Below are 18661 nucleotides of genomic sequence, written 5' to 3'. Positions count from 1 at the left end.
CCCGCTCCCCGCTACTTGGATTTGCCGATGGGGCGTTGCCTCGGCCCTTGGACCATGGACAGCGTCTTTGTCGCGCTTGCCATGAGGGTTTTTACGCGGTCTATGCCTTCAGTGCCCAGCACCGCGATAGTGGCTGTTTTTGCGGTGGCCCGGAGGCCCTCGCGCAGTGCACGCGCCGGTGAACCGTACAGACGATCCCGGAGGATATCCCTGCGGTCCGGCGCGGGTATGTCTGCCAGGAGACCAGGGAATGCAGTCCGGAAAGGTGCCGGTGACACTCTGCGGCCACGGATCCTGTTGCTGACGTTGTGCTCATGGATTACCTGCAGCCAGGCCGGGTCGCCGCGTAGGGTCCGCACGTCCAGGGATCGGCCCAGTTGGTTATGCCAGGCAGCCCAGCATGTGAGTGCTGCCGGCCACGGGGCGCTGACCGAACAAAAGGCATTCCTCGTGTCGCGTCGCAGGTAAACCGCATCCCGGCTCTTCACGACACCTGTTGCCAGGTATATGGCAGTTGCGGAGCTGACGGTGGCTGCGTCCTGCACGCGCTGCACAAAATCACATGACAGGGCATCGTCATTGTCCAGATTGGTTGTTAGCAGGAGGGGGCGGTGGCTGCTGACCGTTTCCTTGATGTCGGAGAGGAGTTCTTCAGGAGAGACTTCCGTTCGGAAGATAGGCCTGAAGGTGTTCTTCGCATTCAACTCTTCGATCCGTCGGAGCAGCCACTCGGGACTCTCGGGGTCAAAGTAGATGATCCAGTCGAAGTCCCTGTTGGTCTGACGCTGCACTGAGGGAAGGCAATACCGTTCAAAGAGGTTGATTCTTTCTTTGAGCCAGCCATCCTGGGCACGGACGAGGCTTTCGAAACCCTTTGAAGGGAGATTGAAGCGAGTGAGGATTACATGCGTCGTCATCACGGATTGACCGCTCGCAGCGTGGCTACTCATGGTGTCCTTCCCTGTCATATGCGGGTAGTTTGTCCTCGGTGGAAGCGCTCAGAAGTTTTCGCAGTGCACCAGCCCGCGAACTCCATGAGTTCTCCAGCGCAAGATGCCGCATCTCCTCGACTTCTTCAGGGCTTGGCCGCGTGCCCAGGCGCTCCTTCACCAGGGCCACGAATTGCGCGGGGTTGCCTGCAATTGCCAAGGAACTGCATTTCACAGCATGGGATGAGGGCAGATCAGTGGTCACTACGGGCAATCCGGCCGAGAGGTACTCGAGGGTCTTCAAGGGAAAACTGGAGCGATTGAAATCCGTGTCTGAGTAAGGGGTGAGGCCAACGGATGCGGTCAGCAGCAGCTTGCGCACCTCTTCCCGAGGGACGGCACCGCGCCAGTCCACGTTGTCGTGCTTGATCAATGCGTCCAAGCGGTGACCGACAACCGGGCTGGACTCAGATCTGGGACCTACGATCATCAGTGGGATTCCCGCGTTGGCCACAGATTCCAAAATGTCCAGGTCCAAGCGTTCATTGAGCTGACCTACGAGCACTGCAACCGGGTTTGGATCGGTTTGGCCCCGAACACCGTCCGGCCTCTGGCAACCATTCGGGAGAACTTGCACGGGGCGTCCGGCGAACCCCGATATTTTTGCCGCCAATCCCTCGGATACAGCTGTGACGACGTCGGCTTCCCGCAGATTGCGTTCAAGCGCGGCCCGAAGCAATGCCGGCGTGAAACCTATGAGTTCCGCGGCAGCCAGCCAGTCGTCTGTTATATGCAACACTTTGGGCGTCCGCGTCCCCGTGGGGAAGCTGACTATCGGTGAAGAATTAACCACAGCCTGAATGGCCCGTGGCGATCGTAGCAGGGCAGCCTGCATACACTTCTGCCCGATCCAGCCGGTGAGCGAGTGGCCCAACCTGCTGCTGAACAGCGGAGGCGCCGGAAGGCGGAGGCGTTCTATGACAGGGGCGACCTTCTCCGTGCTGCCGGCCAGGCTGGCGCAGGCTGCTGATCTCACGTCCGGAAAACGGAAAATGGGCGCAGGCTGGTCAACCCACAGGACGGGCGAGGCTTCAGCCAGCGCCTCTGCCAGCAGCCGGTCCGTTCCCGGGATGCCGTCCCATCGGCCGCCGGAGATGTACATGATGGCCCCGGTCATGGCCTGGACACCGCTGGAACGTGTATGTGCGCAGCAGCGACGGGCCGGGCATTGAAGTCGTCCGTGGCGGCCCGGCCCGTCAGTCGTTGCCAGCGCCTGCCGGCGACGTAGGAGCAGTACCGTGCAAAAGCGACCGCCTCCGCACGTGCGGCCTCGGCTGCCCCGGGGCGGGAGACGGTGAACTGCCCGTACAACTCCACTTGGCGTTCGGCGGCGCCGCTCAAGGAGAACCTGTCCTCAACCACATTCCGCCCAAGCGACCCCAACGCCCGTCGGAGGTCCGGGTCGTCGAACAGGCGGGCCAGGATAGCCGTAAGGGCCGGAATGCCTTCCCCGGTGGTGCCCGGACCGGAGCCATACCAGCCTTGCCAGAGGAACGTCGGCAACGTCTCCGGGGTGAGGAGCTCCCAGAAGCCCTGCTCCCCCTGCACTACCAGTGGCTTTCCAAACGCCAGCCCCCGCAGCGCCGAACCCCCCATGCCCAACACCACATCGGCGGCGGCGTAGGCGGGTCGGGGATCGGCCAGTTCACCGGTGAGGATCACAAGCCTGCGGCCCGCGTCGTCGTTGATGCGGCGGGCATGGTGGTGCACTATCTCGGCAGCCGGCCCCGAGCCCGCAATAATGAGCCGCACGGGCCACTCCCGGGAAAGAGCCCGTACAGACTCCATCGCTGCCAGTATTCCTTCCAGCTTCAGCTCCTGAGCCAAGCGCGTAACGCACACGACGGCCAAAGCGTCATCGCCCAATCCCCAGTGGCTGCGGAAAGTGCCGCCGCCGACAGTTGCCGCACTGACTGTTGCCACACTGTTGACGGAGGTGTCAACCGGCGGTTCCATGAGCGCCACACGGCGGCGTCCGGCGGCGGTCTCCACCTGGCGGATCTGTTCCGTGCCGACCACCAAGGGCATTGTGTACGGAATGAACGGCGCCACAGCCATGGACATGACCGTGGACACGGCCGTCGTGCCCGGGACGAGCCTGGCGGCGGCCAGGCATTCCAAAACGGGCGGCCATTCGTAACCGTGGAGCACCTCGATCCTGCGCTCGCGGACGGTCTTTGCCAGGGCGCGGACAACACGGGGAGAAGGACGCTTGCCCGGCAGGGGCGCCTCCACGTAGTCCAGGCCGAGTTCCGTCGCGTGCCGCACCAAAGCCCCCGGCTGGCCAAACAGCACCACGTCGTGTCCCAAAGCCTGAACGGCGGCACCAAGTTCGATCGCGTTAAGCTGGCTGCCACCCAGCCCAAGGTCGTGGGGGTAGATCAGGATCCTCATGCCATTGCCTCCTCACGTCCCCTGCCCCAACGGCGCACGTCCCGCAGCTCGGCGCGCTTGAGGGCCAGGGTGGCGGCGATCGCAACCAAGCCGATTCCGGATCCGGCGAGGACCGCCACAACCGGCGAGCGCAGTTCCTGCGCAGCAAGGAAGGACCCCGCTCCGGTCACGACGGCGGCCCCCACCGGAAGTGCCAGGCGTCCGGCCATGTCCTTGGTCCGGACCCCTGCCCGCCGCAGGGTGCGCAGGTACATCGGGGTGGTCACCGCCACGGCAACCGCGAAGGGTGCAGCGGCAAGCCCGGGCATTCCGCCCCATGCAGCGCCCGCGATGAGGGCTGGAATCAGGGCCACCAGAGCTGCCGCCTGCACGTTGAAGATGGACATCGAAAGGCCAAGGACCACCAAGTAGTCATAGAGCAGTTCATGGATGATCCGCAGCGCAGCCAGCGGAGCCAACCACACCAGGGCCAGGCCCGCCGGTGCCCAGGCATCCCCGTACACGAAGGTCACCAGGGCCACGGAGCATCCCATCATGACCGCGCAGACCGGAAGGAGCACGGCCGAAAGGACGCCCAGCAGGGACAGCAACGCGGCACGCATGTCCTCCGGTCTGTCCTGCAGCCTGGCGAACGTGGCCGGAGCGACACTGCGCAGGGGCTGCGACAGGAGGGCCGCCGGCCAGCCCGCCATGTTGAACGCCATGACGTACAGGCCCAGGGTCACCGAACCGAGCATGTTGCCGGCCGCGAACTGGTCCACGTAGCCCACCCCGAAAGCCACCAGGCTGGCACCTGCCAGGGGCAGCCCGAACAGGAGGAGTTCCTTGGCTGATTTCGCGGAAAACCCGAAACGGAAAGGCAACGGGGAGAAGGCCACGAACAAGATCCCCGACACGACGCTTGCCGCCACGCGCCCCACGGCAAGGCTCATTGCGCCCATGCCGGCGATCACCAAGGCAAGGGATACCCCTGCCCCCAGCCACACGTTGACCTGGTCCACGGCCATGCGTTGGCCTTGCCGGAAATACCGTTGCAGCAAGGCAGCAGGGGTTGCCACCAGACCGTTGAGGACGATGCAGGCGGCCATGACACGCACAACGTCAGTCGCGGCGGGGTTCCCCATTGCTGAGGCAAAGTACGGCGCAGCGAAGTAAGTAGCGGCAAAAAGGATGACACTGCATCCCGTGGAAATGGTGGTGACCGTTGCAGCGATGGCCTTTGGATCCCCGGGCCAGCGGACTATGGCAAGGCTGACGCCCAGTTCGTTGAAGCTCAACACGGCAATAAGTGCCACGAAGGCCACCGCGTACGTGCCGAACTCAGCAGGACCCAGCAAACGGGCAAGGGCGATGCCAATGCCGATGGTTCCCAAGCGGGTCACGAACGCGTTGATGACACCAAGCCCGAACGCCTTTGATGGCGTGGGCCGGCCCCGCGTCGCGGACTGCTTGGAAAGGGTCACAAGATCCCCTCCAGCGCCGGAAAGTTGCCTCTCCGGATCACCCGTGCCGGCACGCCGGCCCAGGTCTCCTCGTCGGGAACATCGCTGAGGACGGCGGCGCCCATGCCGATGGTCGCCCCCGCACCGACGGACCGGCGCTCGCGGACACTGGCGTTCATCCCGATGTACGCTCCGCGTCCTATGCGGACGTTCCCGCCAAGTGACACGCCGGCGGCGAAGGTGGCGAAGTCGCCCACGACGTCGTCGTGCGTGAAAGTCACTCCGGGCATTGCCACGACATGGTTTCCCAGGGTCACCGACGCCGTCATGGTGACGTGGGCCAGGATGATGCTTCCGTGCCCGATTTTGCAGCCTTCAGGAACGTGGACCGAGGTATCGATCGCCGTGGCGTACCGGTCTTCGGACAATCCGAGGGCGCGCAGGCGCATCACCACGCTTTCGCGGCCGGTTCCGGAGCCTATGCAGACGAGGAGTTTGGCATGCGGGAACTTCAAAGCGTCACGGATCGGTCCCAGCACATGGGCGCCGTCCACCACGCGCCCGAGTTTGTCCTCGTCGTCGTCGAGGATGCCGATGATGTCGAACGGGCCACTGCTGCGCACCATGGCCAGCACTTCGCGGGCCAGGCCGCTCGCGGCGATGAGGAGGAGCTCGCTCATCGTCCCCGCCCCGCTGCCCTGAGGATTGAATCGATAACCCGCAACTGGTCGCCCAGGGTCAGCTGGTGGTAGAGCGGGAGGATCAGCGTGTGGTCGGTCAGCCATTCCGTGGCCTCCAAGGTGGCGCTGCCGGTGTCCCGGGCGGAGTAGGCGGGCTGCCGGTGGGCGGCCATGATGCCGCGGCGGGCAGAGATCCCGTCACTTGCCAGGCGCGCCATCAGGCCATCGCGGCCCAGCGGGAAGGCTTCGCCGACCTCCAGCCAGCATGACTGGTAGTTACCGGTGCCGTAACCGGGGTCGCCCACCAGCCTCAGTCCCTCAACGTCGGCAAACGCGTCGGCGTAGTTCGCCGCAAGATGACGACGGCGGGCTACCGCAGCGTGCAGGCGCCCCAGCTGGACCAGCCCGACGGCGGCCTGGAGGTCGGTCATGCGGTAGTTGTAACCGATCTCGAGGTACTCCTCCGCTGGTGCGAGGAGGCTCGCGTGCCGTTCAGCCGCGGAGACGCTCATGGCATGTTCGCGCAGCCGCCGCGCCCGCCCGGCGAGTTCTTCGTTCGGGGTGGAGAGCATGCCACCTTCCCCCGTGGTCAGGATCTTGCGCGGATGGAACGACCACGCAGCCAGCTCCGCTCCGGCCCCCACCGGCCTCCCGCGGTACCGGGAGCCGATGGCGCAGGCCGCGTCCTCGATCACCGTGATACCCAGCGGGTCGCACAACGCCCGGATGGGGTCCAGGTCCACGGGAACGCCGCCTTGGTCCACGGCGATGACCGCCCGGGTGTCCGGGGTCAGGGCGGCGGCGATCGTCCCGGCCGTCACGCAACCGGTCACGCGGTCGACGTCGGCGAACACCGGACGCGCGCCCACGTACGTCGGCGCGTTGGCCGTGGCGATGAAGGAGAAGGAGGGAACCACCACGTCCTGGCCCGGTCCCACCCCGTCTACGGCGAGCGCAAGATGCAGCGCCGAAGTGCAGTTTGAGACGGCAACCGCGCACGCAACATGCTGTTCCCCGGCGAACGCTTCTTCGAACTCCCGCACCTTGGGACCCTGTGCCACCCATCCGGAGGCGATGACTTCCGCGACGGCCCGGGCTTCTTCTTCGCCGAGCCACGGTTTCATCACATCGATGCGTGCCACCGCCGCCTCAACACCGGAAGTGGTCATGGGGCCACCGCCTGTGCGGCGTCGGGGCGGGCAACGTGCCGGCTTGCGGCGATCTCTTCCCGCAGGGGCCGCCACCATTGGACCAGGGACCGCAGCCCGTCCTCCAACCCGACCCCGGCCTCGAAACCAAGGTCCCGCCGCGCCGTCGTGACATCTGCCAACCGGCGGACCACGCCGTTGACCGCCCGTTCGGGGCCGTGCTCTACATGAAGGGGCGACTCCATGACCCGCAGCAACGTCCGGGCCAGTTCGGCCAGGCTCGTCTCCGTCCCGCTGGCCACGTTGTAGACCCCTTCGGTGACCTCACTCGCCGCTGCCAGGACGTTGGCCCGCGCTACGTCGGCCGTGTGGATGAAATCCATGGTCTGTTGCCCGCTGCCGAAGATGAGCGGCGGCATACCGTCCATAATCCGTTCCATCCACCGGACCAGCACCTCGGTGTACAGGCCGTGGACGTCCATCCTGGGCCCGTAGACGTTGAAGTAGCGCAACAACACGTAATCCAGGCCGGACATCGCCCGGAAGCTGCGTGCCATCCCTTCGTTGAAGGACTTCGCCGCTCCGTAAAAGGTGTCGTTGTTGTGGTGGTGGTGCCTTTCGGGGGTGGGGAATTCCTCGGCCATCCCGTACACGGAAGCGCTTGAGGCGGCGATGAGCTTTCCCACGTTGTGCTCGGCAGCGGCTTCGAAGACGTTGAAGCTGCCGTCCACCAGGACTTCGAGCGCAAGCCGGGGTTCCTCTGCGCACTGGGTGATGCGGATGGCGGCCTGATGGAAGACCACGTCCTTATCCTTGGTCAGATCATGCACCAAATCCCGGTCACGCAAGTCCCCCTCGACCAGCCTGACCCGGCCCGAGGCGAGTGCGTCGTCAAGGTTTGCCCGGCGCCCGCGAACCAGGTTGTCGAGGACGTCCACGTGCGCCGCACCGGCGTCGAGCAACTGGTCCACCAAGGTGGAGCCGATGGTCCCGGCTCCCCCGGTCACCAGCGCCGTAGCGCCGAGCAGGGCATTCATTGGGAAACCTGCAAGGAAGCGTCGTTACCTGCCACGACGGCGGACTGACCGTCGGTGCCGAGGCTGCGGGTTACCGCTTCGAGCACGGACAGCACCCTGAGCCCCGATTCGCCGCTGGTGCGTGGTGTTGTCCGGTTGCGGATGGACGCGGCAAGTTCAGCGACCACTTGGGTGAGCGGTTCACGTTCCTGCAGCGCCGGGGACCAGGTGTCTCCCAGCCGGTAGGAGATGGCGCTCGCCTTCTTGTCCGCGGTGGAGCGGGGCTGGTGTTCCAGGCTGACCCCGCGATCGTAAACGCTGATCCGCTGCTGCGGGTTCAAGTCGTCCCATACCAGTGTCCGCTTGGAGCCGCCGATGATCATCTGGCGGATCTTGGTGGGGCTGAGCCAGTTCACGTGGATGTGCACCATCGCATCGTTGGGTAGGCCGAAGGTCAGGTGTCCCACGCAGTCCCTGCCGGTTCCGAGGGGGTCTGCGCCGTGGGCCGATATTTCCGTGGGGTGCAGTCCGCCGGGCAGGACAAAGTCCAGGATGGAGAGATCATGCGGGGCCAGGTCCCAAAATACGTTCACATCAGGTTGCACCAGGCCCAAATTGATCCGTACGGAGTCCACGTAGAGGATGTCCCCCAAGGCCCCGCTGGAGATGAGCTCCTGGATCTTCAGGACCGCCGGGGTGAAGCAATACGTGTGGTCCGCCATGAGCACCAGCCCGCGGGACCTGGCTTCTTCCACCATTTCCAGGCCCTTGCTGCGGCTGTCAGCGAGCGGCTTCTCCACCAGGACATGCTTTCCCGCACCCAGCGCCGTCATCACTACGCCGTGATGGGTGTGCGCCGGTGTCGCCACGGCAACGGCGTCGAGGTTGTAAGTGTCCAGCAGTTCGTCCAAGGATTCGACGACGGCCACGCCGCCTACCGTCTCGGCCAGCCGCAGGCCCCGGTCGACGTCCAGGTCGCAGATCGCCACGAGTTCCCAGTCCGGGCTGGCTTTGAGGTTCCGGGCCAGATTGGGTCCCCAGTAGCCCGCTCCGACGACGGCGATCCGCAGCTTGGGCAGCAGGGCGCGGCCGTTCAGGTGGCCTGAGGGAATGGTTCTCATGCTCATTTTCCACTCGGATTCTGTGATGGTGACTCGGATAGGGAGGTGTCAGTAGGCCCCGGACGGTTGCATCATCGCCCGGAAGGTCCGCCACATGATGATCAGGTCGCCCGCGATGGACCAGTTCTCCACGTAGTAGAGGTCCAGACGGACCGCCTCTTCCCAGGGGAGGTCGGACCGGCCGTTGATTTGCCATAAGCCTGTGATGCCGGGCTTGATCAGCAGCCTGCGATGGGTGTGTTGTTCGTAGCCGTCCACTTCGCGGAGCAGGGGCGGGCGCGGGCCTACGAGGCTCATGGAACCGGTGAGGACGTTCCAGAACTGCGGCAATTCATCCAGGGAGTACTTGCGCATCCACCGCCCGCACTTGGTGATGCGGGGGTCGTTCCGGAGTTTGAACAGCACCCCGGCCCCTTCGTCCTGCGCGGTGAGCTCAGCCAGCCGTTCCTCGGCATTGACCACCATGGAACGGAACTTGAGCATCTTGAAGGTTGTGCCGCGCTTGCCGATCCGCTCCTGCCGGAACAGCACGGGGCCGGCGCTGTCCGCTTTCACGATCATCGCCAGGACCAGAAGCAACGGTGCCAGCGCCAGGAGCGCCATCGTGGCGATGCAAATATCCATGAGCCGCTTCAGGGTGTGCTTGCCCCCCGAATAGTGCGGGATATCCACGTGCATCAGCGGTAGGCCTTCCACCGGGCGCCAGTGGATCCTTGGGCCGGCCACGTTGGTCAGGGTGGCCGCGAGGACCAGTTCGGCGGCATCTTCTTCGAGCCGCCAGCCGAGTTCCCGGATGAACTGGTTCCCGCCCGGCACCGGTCCTGCCACGATGACCGCATTTGCCCCGGTCTGGTGGACGGTGTGCGCGACGCCATAGATGGAGGAAAGGACCGGCACCCGCACTGCGTCCACTACCAGCGATGCCCCGCGACGCGCTCCCGGAAGGCACGCGCCAACTATGTCATAGGGCGCACAGGACCTTCGGTTGATCTGCTTGATGACATACCGCACGTCCTCCGGTTCGCCGACGACGACGGCGCGGGACAGGCAAAGGCCCCTCGCCTTTTGGCGTCCCAGCCAGCGCCGGAACGCCCACCGGCTCAACGACAGCATGGTGACGCCCAGGGGCAGGGAAACGAGAACGAACGTGCTCGCGGATTCGATTCTGAGCACCAGTGCCGCCACGGCCAGGAAACCGAAGACCCTGAGGCTCGCGGAGATGACGCGTTTGTACTCTTCGGCGCCGATCCCCAGCACCTTGGGGTCCCGGGTGCGGTAGGCCTCAAGGGCCCCTATCCACGCCAAGGCAATCACCAGGGCCAGGACAGTTTGACGGGTGCTTCCCTGGCCTGCAGCGGTGAGAGCGAGTCGGTCGGTGTTGATGAGGTAACCGGCAAAGACCGCTGCGGATACCAGCGTGCTGTCGGCGAAACGAAGGGTGTTGACCAGCATCCGGGTCCACGAACCACGGTCACGGGGTGGAGCTTCGCCTATGGTCATCCGGTGGGTGACTGGCGGGACGAGGTCAGGGGTGACATCCGTCCTCGGCGCCGCCAGCCCCGCCTTTTCGGTCCGCTGTGCAGCAACGGACCCGCCAATCCAGGGAGACGCCGGCGGATTGACGTGGTCGGCAACAGACTGTTCGGCGAAAGCTCTTCCACCGTGGTGGGCATCCACGGTGCGGCGTAGTGCTCCCTTGCTTTGACGCAAGACTGGAACTCGTACCATGGAAGCCTTCTTCGCAAACTCTGCCAATTGCCTACCACCCAGTGAAGCCACGCGGTGTCGGGGGCGCACCAGTAGTCAGTACTCAACTTTGCTCAGTTTTCCCTCAGGGCCTACTCGCGGGTACACCCCTGCGGTACTCAGTACGGTGCGGTGGGACACTTGGTATTCGAAGCCGGTTTGCGCCCGTTTTCAGGCTCCCGCCGGTACAAAGCGGCTGATGGACAGCACAAAAACGGCCACCCTTTGGGGGTGGCCGTTGTGGAAACTGAGTTACTCTTCCAGACTCTCCAGGTCTTCATCGAGGACTTCGTCGTCGTCCTCTTCATCATCGTCGAAGACCTGGAGGGGAGTAACCTCGGAATAGGCCTCGTACAGCGCATCCTCGTACACTTCGAAGGCGTCGGCGACGGCGAAGAATGCGGCCTCGACGGTGGGATCACCTTCCCCGCGACGGGCGGAAGCCGCCGCCAGATGTTCCTCAAGGGCGGCGGTCAATGACTGCAATGCGACACGCGGATCGATGGTCATGACTTCACGTTAGCCGGAAAAGGACCAAAATGGAGAGGGATGAAGGAACAATTTAGGGGCGTCTCCGTAGAGCGCCAACGTGACTATGCACGTCAGTACGAATACCTCGTACTGACGATAGGTCCTGAGGATTCCTTGCCCGAGGCCCGCCGCCGGCTCGCGGAACACTCTGAGTACGGCAAGTGGGAATTGGAACGAAGCCGCCTCTACATGGGCGGAAGCAGGCGCTTCTGGCTGCGCCGCAAGGTTTACTCCGTTCAACGGACGGTGTAGCTGCCCGGCTCAGGCCTCCAAGGGGCCCAGCCACGCGCTGGCCACCGTGTTATGCGCCGACTCGTCATTGGACGGGTGGAAGATCCCGGCCAGGACGTCGCGGTAAAGCCGTTCAAGTTCGGAGCCGCGGAAGTAGCTTGAACCACCCGAGACCCTGATGGCCAGGTCCACCACGTAGCGGGCGTTTTCCGTGGCCCGGGACTTCAGGCCAACAAGCTTGGGAAACCATTGCGGACCGTGGTCCACCATCCGGTCCACGTCCCGCGTGATGGCGGACAACTGGGGCAGCATCCCGTCCATCGCCATGGCAGCGTCGGCAATCTTCCACCGGATATCCGGGTCCTGGGCGAAGCTGCGTCCACCGTACTTCGCCGAGACACGGCGCTTCACGTTATCAACGGCCAGGGCGAAGGCGCGCTCGGCCAGTCCGGTGTAGACGGCAGCCAGCAGCGTTTCGAAGCACGCAAAGATGGCGAAGATCAGCAGGTCTTTATTCGGCCCGACGGGAAGCTTGCGGAAGATCCTCTCTGCCGGGATCACCGCGTCGGTGAGCAACGTCGTGTTGGACGCGCTGGCACGCATGCCCAGGGTGTTCCAGTCGTCCAAGGTTTCATGCCCGGGCTCGTCGCGGCGGAGGAAACCGAAGACCAGCTCGCCCTCCCCGTTGCGTGCGTCCGCATCTTTGCCGAACGTCCCCAGCCGGGTCCAGCCGCGTGACAGGCTGGTGAAAATCTTCCGCCCGGTGAAGCTGTAGCTGCCATCAGGCAACGGCCTCGCCACGGTACCGGAGTCGAACAGCATGGAGTCGTTGCCGGCCTCCGAAATCCCGAAGGCAAAGATCTCGCCCTGCCCGGCGTCCTTCAGGACGAAGTCCAGCGAATCGTCGCCGCGTGCGGACATGGCATGCGCGACGCCGGTCCACACCAGGTGCATGTTCACCGCCAGCGCCGTGGCCGGGGCCGCCGTTGCGAGCCGGCGCTGAAGCTCCGCCACCGCTTCGAGGCCCAGTCCCCTGCCGCCGTCGGCCTCGGGAACAAAGACTTTCAGGTAGCCGGCGTCGGCGAGGTCCTGGAGGTCTTCGTGGAAGAAACGGTTCTCCTGGTCGTAGCCGGCCGCGCGGCTCCTCAGCCGCTCCAGCAGTTCCTCAGGAAGGATGTCTTCCGGTGCCATGCCTGTCTCCCCTGTCTGCGCGTGCTTCACGGTGCCTAGTAGTTGGTGAGGAGCCGGTTGAGGACCCGTGCACCGAACTTGAGGGAGTCCGCGGGAACGCGTTCATCCACCCCATGGAACATGCCCGTGAAGTCCAGCTCGTCGGGGAGCATCAGGGGCGCAAAGCCGTACCCCGTGATCCCGATCTTGCTGAGCGACTTGTTATCCGTCCCGCCCGAGAGGGTGTAGGGCAGGACCTTCGCTCCGGGATCTTCGGAGTGGAGGGCATCGATCATCGAATCCACCAGGTTGCCCGCGAACGGAACCTCAAGGGAGATGTCCTTGTTGTCGTAGCTGATCTCGATCCCGTCGCCGGCGAGCTCCCTGATGATGTCGAAAACCTTTTCCTGCTGGCCCGGCAGTGTCCGGCAATCAATGAAGGCCTCAGCGGACTCGGGGATGACGTTGTGCTTGTAGCCGGACCGCAGCAGTGTGGGGTTTGACGTGTTCTGCAGCGTCGCGCCGACAAAACGCGCAACGGTTCCAAGTTCCTTGAGGAGGATGTCGGGGTTGTCCGGGTCGAACTCGACGCCGGTCAGTTCGGTAACACCGTCCAGGAACTGCCTGGTGGTGGGCGTCAACTCGATGGGCCACTGGTACTCGCCAATCCGGGTGACGGCGGCCGCCAGCCGGGTGACAGCGTTGTCGGTGTTGATCTGCGAGCCGTGGCCTGCCCGGCCATGGGCCACAAGGCGCAACCAGGACAGTCCCTTTTCCGCGGTCTGCAGGAGATAGGTGCGCTGCCCGCCAATGGTGGCGGAGAACCCGCCGACTTCGGAAATGGCTTCGGTGGCGCCGTCGAAGAGTTCGCGACGATGTTCGACGGCGTAGCGCGCGCCGTAGGTGCCGCCGGCCTCCTCGTCGGCGAAGAAGGCGAAGATGATGTCACGCTTCGGTTTGCGGCCGGTTCGGGCGAAATCACGCAGGACCGAAAGGATCATGGCATCCATATCCTTCATGTCCACCGCGCCGCGGCCCCAGATGAGGCCGTCCTTCAGCTCGCCGCTGAATGGATCCACGGTCCACTGCTCTTTCATGGCCGGCACCACGTCCAGGTGACCGTGGACGACCAACGCGTCAGCTGAGGGATCTTCGCCGGCCATGCGGGTCACTACGTTGGCGCGGCCCGGAGCGGACTCGAAGATTTCAACATCCAGTCCGACGTCGCTGATGAGCGCTGCCGTGTATTCGGCGGCGGCCCGCTCACCCGGACCACTGCCATCTCCGAAGTTGGACGAATCGATGCGAATGAGCTCCTGGCAAATCCGGACAACTTCGTCTTCGGGGCGGATGACAGACATGGATATTCTCCTTGCGTGGCTGGGCTTGCAGGTGAGGCGGACAGGCAGTGCGGGTTCCGCTGCTGCTGCGTCCCCTACCTCAGCCTACTCACCGGAGCCGTGAACCGGGACCGGAAAAGTCCGTCCGGGTAGCAAAGGAACGCCCGGCGGTTTTAGCCTTCTCCCGGATTTTTTAGTTCCTTGAAACCGTGTTAGAGTTTTTCTCGCTGCTTCGGAGCAGAGAGAAGCGTCAAACGCGGAAACTCCCTCTGAAATACCACCTGCGCGGGTGGCGGAATGGCAGACGCGCTAGCTTGAGGTGCTAGTCCTCGAAAGGGGGTGGGGGTTCAAGTCCCCCTCCGCGCACCAAGGCAAGGCCCGGAATCCACGGATTCCGGGCCTTCTTTGTTCCTGATCCCCTGCGGCAGCCATGGTGGCCGGTGGCGGCGGCAAGCACCCGTGGTGATTGCCGCCGTCGTATGTTCCTGCGTCAGTTGAGGGCAGCCACGGAACCGGTAAAGTGCCGGCGCCCGCTGCGCGGATTCCACGCCACATAGTCCGAACGCTGCCACGCCCCTGTTTCGGTCTGCACAGTGGAGATGTCCAGCGCCACGCGGCCGGGCAGGAAGACGGGTGCCTCGAAGGCCACCTCCCACACAAACGCCTCTGCTTTCACGGAACCCACGTCTGCCAACGCACGCGATGCCAGATACATGCCATGGGCAATCGAACCGCGAAGGCCCAGGGCTTTGGCTGACAGTGCGCTGAGGTGAATCGGGTTGAAATCGCCGGAAACGGCTGCGTAATTGCGGCCGGTGTCCACGCCGAGCTGCCACAGCGCGGTGGGGAACGGCGGAGAGAAATCCGGCTTGGCAGCGCCGTTGGGACTGCCCGGCTTGTCGATTCCCGGCAGGAAGACTCCCTTGGACAGGTAGGTGGAAACGCCCCGCCACAGCAAGGAGCCCGACCCGCTGGAGCGGACTTCGGCAACGACGTCCACCTGCGTCCCCGCCCGGTGACCGGACAGGTTTTCCGTCCAGGCGCGGATGTCCAGTGCGTCCTGGAAATGGATGGGGCTCAACTGCTCGATCCGGTTCCGCACATGGATCATGCCCAGCAGCGGAAGGGGAAAATCTTCCCGGTTCATCACGCTCATGGCCACCGGGAACGCCAGGGCATGGACAAACCCGGCGGGGAGGACGTCGCTGGCCGTCTCCCCTATCAGGTGCTGGTACGCCGTGAGGTTCGCGACGTCGGGCACGACTGCCCGCACTTCGTGGCTGACTTCAGGGAGCTTCCCTTCGGGCATTGATCCCAGGACGCGCCGGCGGGCTGCTGTCGCAGCGGCGTTGACATACAACTTGGACAGCGACGGAAGATCGCCAAGGATGATGGGCTGCGTCTGGATCATGCGCCCACCAGCTGCTGCCCGCAGACGCGCAGTACTTCCCCGGAGACACCGCCGGCTGAATCGCTGGCGAGGAATGCTATGGCTTCGGCAACATCCTGCGGTTTGCCGCCCTGCTTCAGGGAGTTCAGCCGGCGGGCGGCTTCGCGTACTGCCATCGGCATCCGTGCAGTCATCTCGGTTTCGATGAATCCGGGAGCCACGGCATTGATGGTGCCACCGAAAGGTTCCATCAAGGGCGCTGTGGCCCTGACCATACCGATGACGCCGCCCTTGGAGGCGCCGTAGTTGGTCTGGCCCCTGTTGCCGGCGATGCCGCTGGTCGAAGAAACGGAGATGATGCGGGGTGAGTCCTTGAAGTGGTCGGAGGCAAGCAGTGCCTCGTTGATCTTCAACTGTGCGGCGATGTTCACGTTGATGACCGATTGCCAACGCCCCGGGTCCATGTTCGCCAGCAGCCGGTCGCGGGTGATGCCCGCGTTGTGCACCACGATGTCCAGCTTCCCGTGGCGTTCGACGGCGTGCTCGATGATGCGTTGGCCGGCATCGCTTCGGCTGATGTCCAGCTGCAGGGCAGTGCCGTGGATTCCGTTGGCCACAGCCGCCAAGTGGTCGCCCGCGGCGGGGATGTCCACAGCGACTACCGTGGCGCCGTCACGGTGCAGCGTTGCAGCGATGGCCGCCCCGATCCCCCGTGCCGCGCCTGTAACCACCGCGACCTTGCCCGCCAGCGGCTTATCCATGCTGCTTGGCAGCTTTCCGGCCGGCGAAGAAACCGTGAGGAACTGCCCGTCGACGTAGGCGGAACGTCCGGAGAGAAAGAACCGTACGGCGCCCAACGCTGACGGGCTGGTGGTAGCCAGCTCTTCGCCCAGCAGAATGCCGTTGGCCGTGGCGCCGTTCCGCAGTTCCTTTGCCAGGGAGCGTAGGAAGCCATCGATTCCCTGGCGGGCGGCGGAAGAGGCCGGCGTGGGCGCCGTCCGCGGAGTCCGGGAGACAGTGATGACGCGGCCGTTCGGAGCCAGGTCCCGCAACGACGTTCCGACGCTCAGCACCGGCTTGCCCAGGTCCTCGGGGTGTTGCACTGCATCAAGGACGACGATGATGGCTCCCAGCTTTTCCTTGGGAAGCGCGTTTCGCCGCACATCCAGCCCCCACCCCAGGAGCGTGGTGGCGAGGTCGTCGGCGCCTACACTGTCGCCGTTGACCAGCACGGGTCCGGTGATGAGCGGATCTCCAGGGTGGTACCGGCGCAGGATGGCCGGCTGGGGCAGGCCGAGCCGCTTGGCGACATCCCGGCCGATGCCGCTGTTGACGAGCTGAGTGTATTTGTCCGTCACGGTTCCCCCTACGCTGCTTCCAGAATAGCGACGACACCCTGGCCGCCGGCCGCGCAGACGGAAATCAGTCCGCGGGCCGGCCTGCCGTCAACCTTGCCGGTCCCGTGCAGTTGCTTGGCCAAGGAGGCCACGATCCGGCCGCCCGTCGCGGCGAACGGGTGACCTGCAGCCAATGACGAACCGTTGACGTTGAGTTTCGCCCGGTCCACCTTGCCAAGCGCGCCCTCGAGGCCGAGGCGCGTCTTGCAGAAGTCCTCATCCTCCCAAGCTGCGAGTGTGCTGAGGACCGTGCCGGCGAAGGCCTCGTGAATTTCGAAGAAGTCGATGTCTTCGAAGGTCAGGCCATGGCGGGCCAGGAGCCGCGGGACGGCGAACACCGGCGCCATGAGCAGGCCGTCCTTGCCGTGGACGAAGTCGACGGCGGCAGCCTCGCCGTCGAGCACGGTGGCGAGCTTGGGGAGACCATGGTTGTCCGCCCATTCTTCGCTGGCCAGCAGCACGGTGGAGGCACCGTCGGTCAGCGGCGTGGAGTTGCCGGCGGTCATGGTGGCTTCGGAGCCGAGGTTTTTCCCGAAGACGGGCTTCAGGGACGCGAGCTTGTCGAGGCTGGTGTCAGGGCGCAGGTTGGAATCGCGGCTGAGTCCCCGGTACGGGGTGATGAGGTCGTCGAAGAAGCCGCGTTCGTAGGCCGCTGCCAGGTTGCGGTGGCTGTTGAAGGCCAGTTCGTCCTGCGCTTCACGGGAGATCTTCCACTGGGCGGTGGTCAGGGCCTGGTGCTCCCCCATGGAAAGGCCCGTCCGCGGCTCCCCCGTGGAAGGAGCGTCGGGCGCGAGGTCCTTGGGGCGGATCTTTCCGAGGAGGCGCAGTTTCTGGACCGGGGTCTTGGCGCGACTGAGGTCCAGGAGGATTTCCCGGAGTCCTTCGCTGACGGCGATCGGTGCGTCAGACGCGGAATCGACGCCCCCGGCGATCGCTGAGTCCAGCTGTCCCAGCTTGATCTTGTTGGCCAGGCCCAGGACGGTTTCGAGGCCGGTGGCGCAGGCCTGCTGCAAGTCATAGGCCGGTGTTTCCGGCGACAAGGCGGAGCCCAGCACCGCCTCACGGGTGAGGTTGAAGTCCCGCGAGTGCTTGAGTACGGCTCCTGCGGCGACTTCGCCGATCCGTTCCTCCTGGAGGCCGAACCGTGCAATCAGGCCATCCAGGGCGGAGGTGAGCATGTCCTGGTTGGAGGACTTCACATAGGCCCCGCCGCTGCGGGCGAAGGGTATCCGGTTTCCGCCCACGATCACGGCGGGCCGGACCGCCTGTACGTCACGTGCGGCATCGGCAGGGCGGTCGGTTGCAGCCATGGTTGTCTCCTTCGGCAAGGGGCTAGTTACTGATACCCAGCGTACCTGATACGCTGGGTATCGTGAACATCTCCCCAGCAGATTCCCGTGTCGGCCCGTCGGAAGATCCTGCCGGCGCCATCGACGGCAGGGCTGCCCGCTGGCAAACGCACCGCGAAGAGCGTCGGCGGGACCTCATCAAAGCCGCCCGCAAGGCCGTCCATGCCTTGGGCAGCGATGCCTCCATGGAGGACATCGCCGGAGCTGCGGGAACGTCCAAATCCGTGTTCTACCGGTATTTCGGGGACAAGGCGGGGCTGCAGCAGGCCATGGGCGAGGTGGTCCTCGGCCAGATGCAGCGGCGCATGAAGGAAGCCGCCCAGTCTGCCCAGACTCCACGCGAGGGTCTCTTTGCCATGGTTTCCGCATACCTGCAGATGGCTGAATCAAGCCCCAACGTCTATGCCTTCATTACCCGGCTGACTCCAGGGGAAGCGTCGGCCCAGGACGCGATCGCAGCGTCCGGGGCTTTGGGCAACTTCTTCGAGCAAGTCACTGAGATGATCGCGACTCCGATGCGCCAGTACTTGGGCGAGGACAAGGAAGCGCTGATCGAGTACTGGCCCACCGCGGCTATTGGCCTGGTCCGGAACGCCGGCGAAATGTGGCTGGGAAGCCCGGCCAGCGACACGAAGCCCAACCAGGCCGCCATGGCCGCCAACATCACCGATTGGCTTTGCCTGGGCATCGCTCCGATGCTCGCCACCACCACCTGAC

The 18661-nt window shown here is 64.7% G+C and carries 17 protein-coding genes and 1 tRNA gene; 3 read left to right on the top strand and 15 right to left on the bottom strand.

Annotation, left to right across the window (positions count from 1 at the left end):
- Positions 1-11: 11 nt before the first annotated feature.
- The 10 genes from QN084_RS22195 to QN084_RS22150 all read right to left on the bottom strand — a co-directional run bounded on the left by QN084_RS22195 (position 12) and on the right by QN084_RS22150 (position 11046).
- On the bottom strand, positions 12-950 hold the full coding sequence (locus tag QN084_RS22195; protein WP_242703096.1) for a glycosyltransferase: 939 nt from the start codon (positions 948-950) through the stop codon (positions 12-14).
- On the bottom strand, positions 943-2106 hold the full coding sequence (locus QN084_RS22190; RefSeq protein WP_069694417.1) for a glycosyltransferase: 1164 nt from the start codon (positions 2104-2106) through the stop codon (positions 943-945). The genes QN084_RS22195 and QN084_RS22190 overlap by 8 nt, the downstream gene beginning before the upstream one ends.
- Positions 2103-3383, bottom strand: coding sequence for a glycosyltransferase family 4 protein (locus tag QN084_RS22185; RefSeq protein WP_069694416.1), 1281 nt, complete (start codon positions 3381-3383; stop codon positions 2103-2105). Before QN084_RS22185 ends, QN084_RS22190 begins: the two co-directional genes overlap by 4 nt.
- A complete protein-coding gene (locus QN084_RS22180) occupies positions 3380-4846 on the bottom strand; it encodes an oligosaccharide flippase family protein (protein WP_021470470.1) in 1467 nt (488 codons plus the stop codon). The genes QN084_RS22185 and QN084_RS22180 overlap by 4 nt, the downstream gene beginning before the upstream one ends.
- The gene (locus QN084_RS22175) at positions 4843-5505 is read right to left on the bottom strand and encodes an acetyltransferase (RefSeq protein ID WP_021470469.1); all 663 of its coding nucleotides are present in this window, start codon (positions 5503-5505) and stop codon (positions 4843-4845) included. The genes QN084_RS22180 and QN084_RS22175 overlap by 4 nt, the downstream gene beginning before the upstream one ends.
- A complete protein-coding gene (locus QN084_RS22170; protein ID WP_069694415.1) occupies positions 5502-6674 on the bottom strand; it encodes a DegT/DnrJ/EryC1/StrS family aminotransferase in 1173 nt (390 codons plus the stop codon). The genes QN084_RS22175 and QN084_RS22170 overlap by 4 nt, the downstream gene beginning before the upstream one ends.
- On the bottom strand, positions 6671-7690 hold the full coding sequence (locus tag QN084_RS22165; RefSeq protein WP_069694414.1) for an NAD-dependent epimerase/dehydratase family protein: 1020 nt from the start codon (positions 7688-7690) through the stop codon (positions 6671-6673). The genes QN084_RS22170 and QN084_RS22165 overlap by 4 nt, the downstream gene beginning before the upstream one ends.
- On the bottom strand, positions 7687-8796 hold the full coding sequence (locus QN084_RS22160; protein WP_069694413.1) for a Gfo/Idh/MocA family protein: 1110 nt from the start codon (positions 8794-8796) through the stop codon (positions 7687-7689). Before QN084_RS22160 ends, QN084_RS22165 begins: the two co-directional genes overlap by 4 nt.
- Positions 8797-8838: 42 nt before the next feature.
- On the bottom strand, positions 8839-10518 hold the full coding sequence (locus QN084_RS22155) for a sugar transferase (RefSeq protein ID WP_069694412.1): 1680 nt from the start codon (positions 10516-10518) through the stop codon (positions 8839-8841).
- 270 nt (positions 10519-10788) lie between these two features.
- Positions 10789-11046, bottom strand: a complete 258-nt coding sequence (locus QN084_RS22150) for a hypothetical protein (RefSeq protein ID WP_021470464.1) — start codon at positions 11044-11046, stop codon at positions 10789-10791.
- Positions 11047-11085: 39 nt separating this feature from the next.
- Here QN084_RS22150 and QN084_RS22145 point away from each other — a divergent pair, with 39 nt between their 5' ends.
- Positions 11086-11319 (top strand): DUF5703 family protein, encoded by a 234-nt coding sequence (locus tag QN084_RS22145; RefSeq protein ID WP_021470463.1) that lies wholly within the window; start codon positions 11086-11088, stop codon positions 11317-11319.
- A gap of 9 nt (positions 11320-11328) precedes the next feature.
- On the opposite strand, the gene QN084_RS22140 is transcribed toward QN084_RS22145, so the two are convergent.
- Together QN084_RS22140 and QN084_RS22135 are read right to left on the bottom strand one after the other, a co-directional pair.
- Positions 11329-12489, bottom strand: a complete 1161-nt coding sequence (locus QN084_RS22140) for an acyl-CoA dehydrogenase family protein (protein ID WP_021470462.1) — start codon at positions 12487-12489, stop codon at positions 11329-11331.
- A gap of 35 nt (positions 12490-12524) precedes the next feature.
- Positions 12525-13829 carry a M20/M25/M40 family metallo-hydrolase gene (locus QN084_RS22135; RefSeq protein WP_069694411.1) on the bottom strand — a complete coding sequence of 435 codons (1305 nt, stop codon included), beginning with the start codon at positions 13827-13829 and terminating at the stop codon, positions 12525-12527.
- A gap of 262 nt (positions 13830-14091) precedes the next feature.
- Between QN084_RS22135 and QN084_RS22130 the strand changes: the two genes are divergently transcribed.
- Positions 14092-14177: transfer RNA gene (locus QN084_RS22130), tRNA-Leu, on the top strand.
- A 121-nt stretch (positions 14178-14298) separates the two neighbouring features.
- Here QN084_RS22130 and QN084_RS22125 read toward each other — a convergent pair.
- The 3 genes from QN084_RS22125 to QN084_RS22115 are packed head-to-tail and all read right to left on the bottom strand — an operon-like array spanning position 14299 to position 17905.
- Positions 14299-15219: a MaoC/PaaZ C-terminal domain-containing protein gene (locus QN084_RS22125; RefSeq protein ID WP_021470460.1), complete on the bottom strand. Its 921-nt coding sequence runs from the start codon at positions 15217-15219 to the stop codon at positions 14299-14301.
- A complete protein-coding gene (locus QN084_RS22120; protein WP_021470459.1) occupies positions 15216-16556 on the bottom strand; it encodes a 3-oxoacyl-ACP reductase in 1341 nt (446 codons plus the stop codon). Before QN084_RS22120 ends, QN084_RS22125 begins: the two co-directional genes overlap by 4 nt.
- 8 nt (positions 16557-16564) lie before the next feature.
- Positions 16565-17905 carry an acetyl-CoA C-acetyltransferase gene (locus QN084_RS22115; RefSeq protein WP_021470458.1) on the bottom strand — a complete coding sequence of 447 codons (1341 nt, stop codon included), beginning with the start codon at positions 17903-17905 and terminating at the stop codon, positions 16565-16567.
- A 62-nt stretch (positions 17906-17967) separates the two neighbouring features.
- Here QN084_RS22115 and QN084_RS22110 point away from each other — a divergent pair, with 62 nt between their 5' ends.
- Positions 17968-18660: a TetR/AcrR family transcriptional regulator gene (locus tag QN084_RS22110; RefSeq protein ID WP_062096866.1), complete on the top strand. Its 693-nt coding sequence runs from the start codon at positions 17968-17970 to the stop codon at positions 18658-18660.
- Position 18661 lies beyond the last annotated feature (1 nt).

The sequence above is a fragment of the Paenarthrobacter sp. R1 genome (assembly GCF_030264015.1).
GTDB lineage: Bacteria > Actinomycetota > Actinomycetes > Actinomycetales > Micrococcaceae > Arthrobacter > Arthrobacter ureafaciens.
The sequence above is the reverse complement of the archived record's forward strand: the minus strand, read 5'-3'. Positions and strand labels throughout refer to the sequence as shown.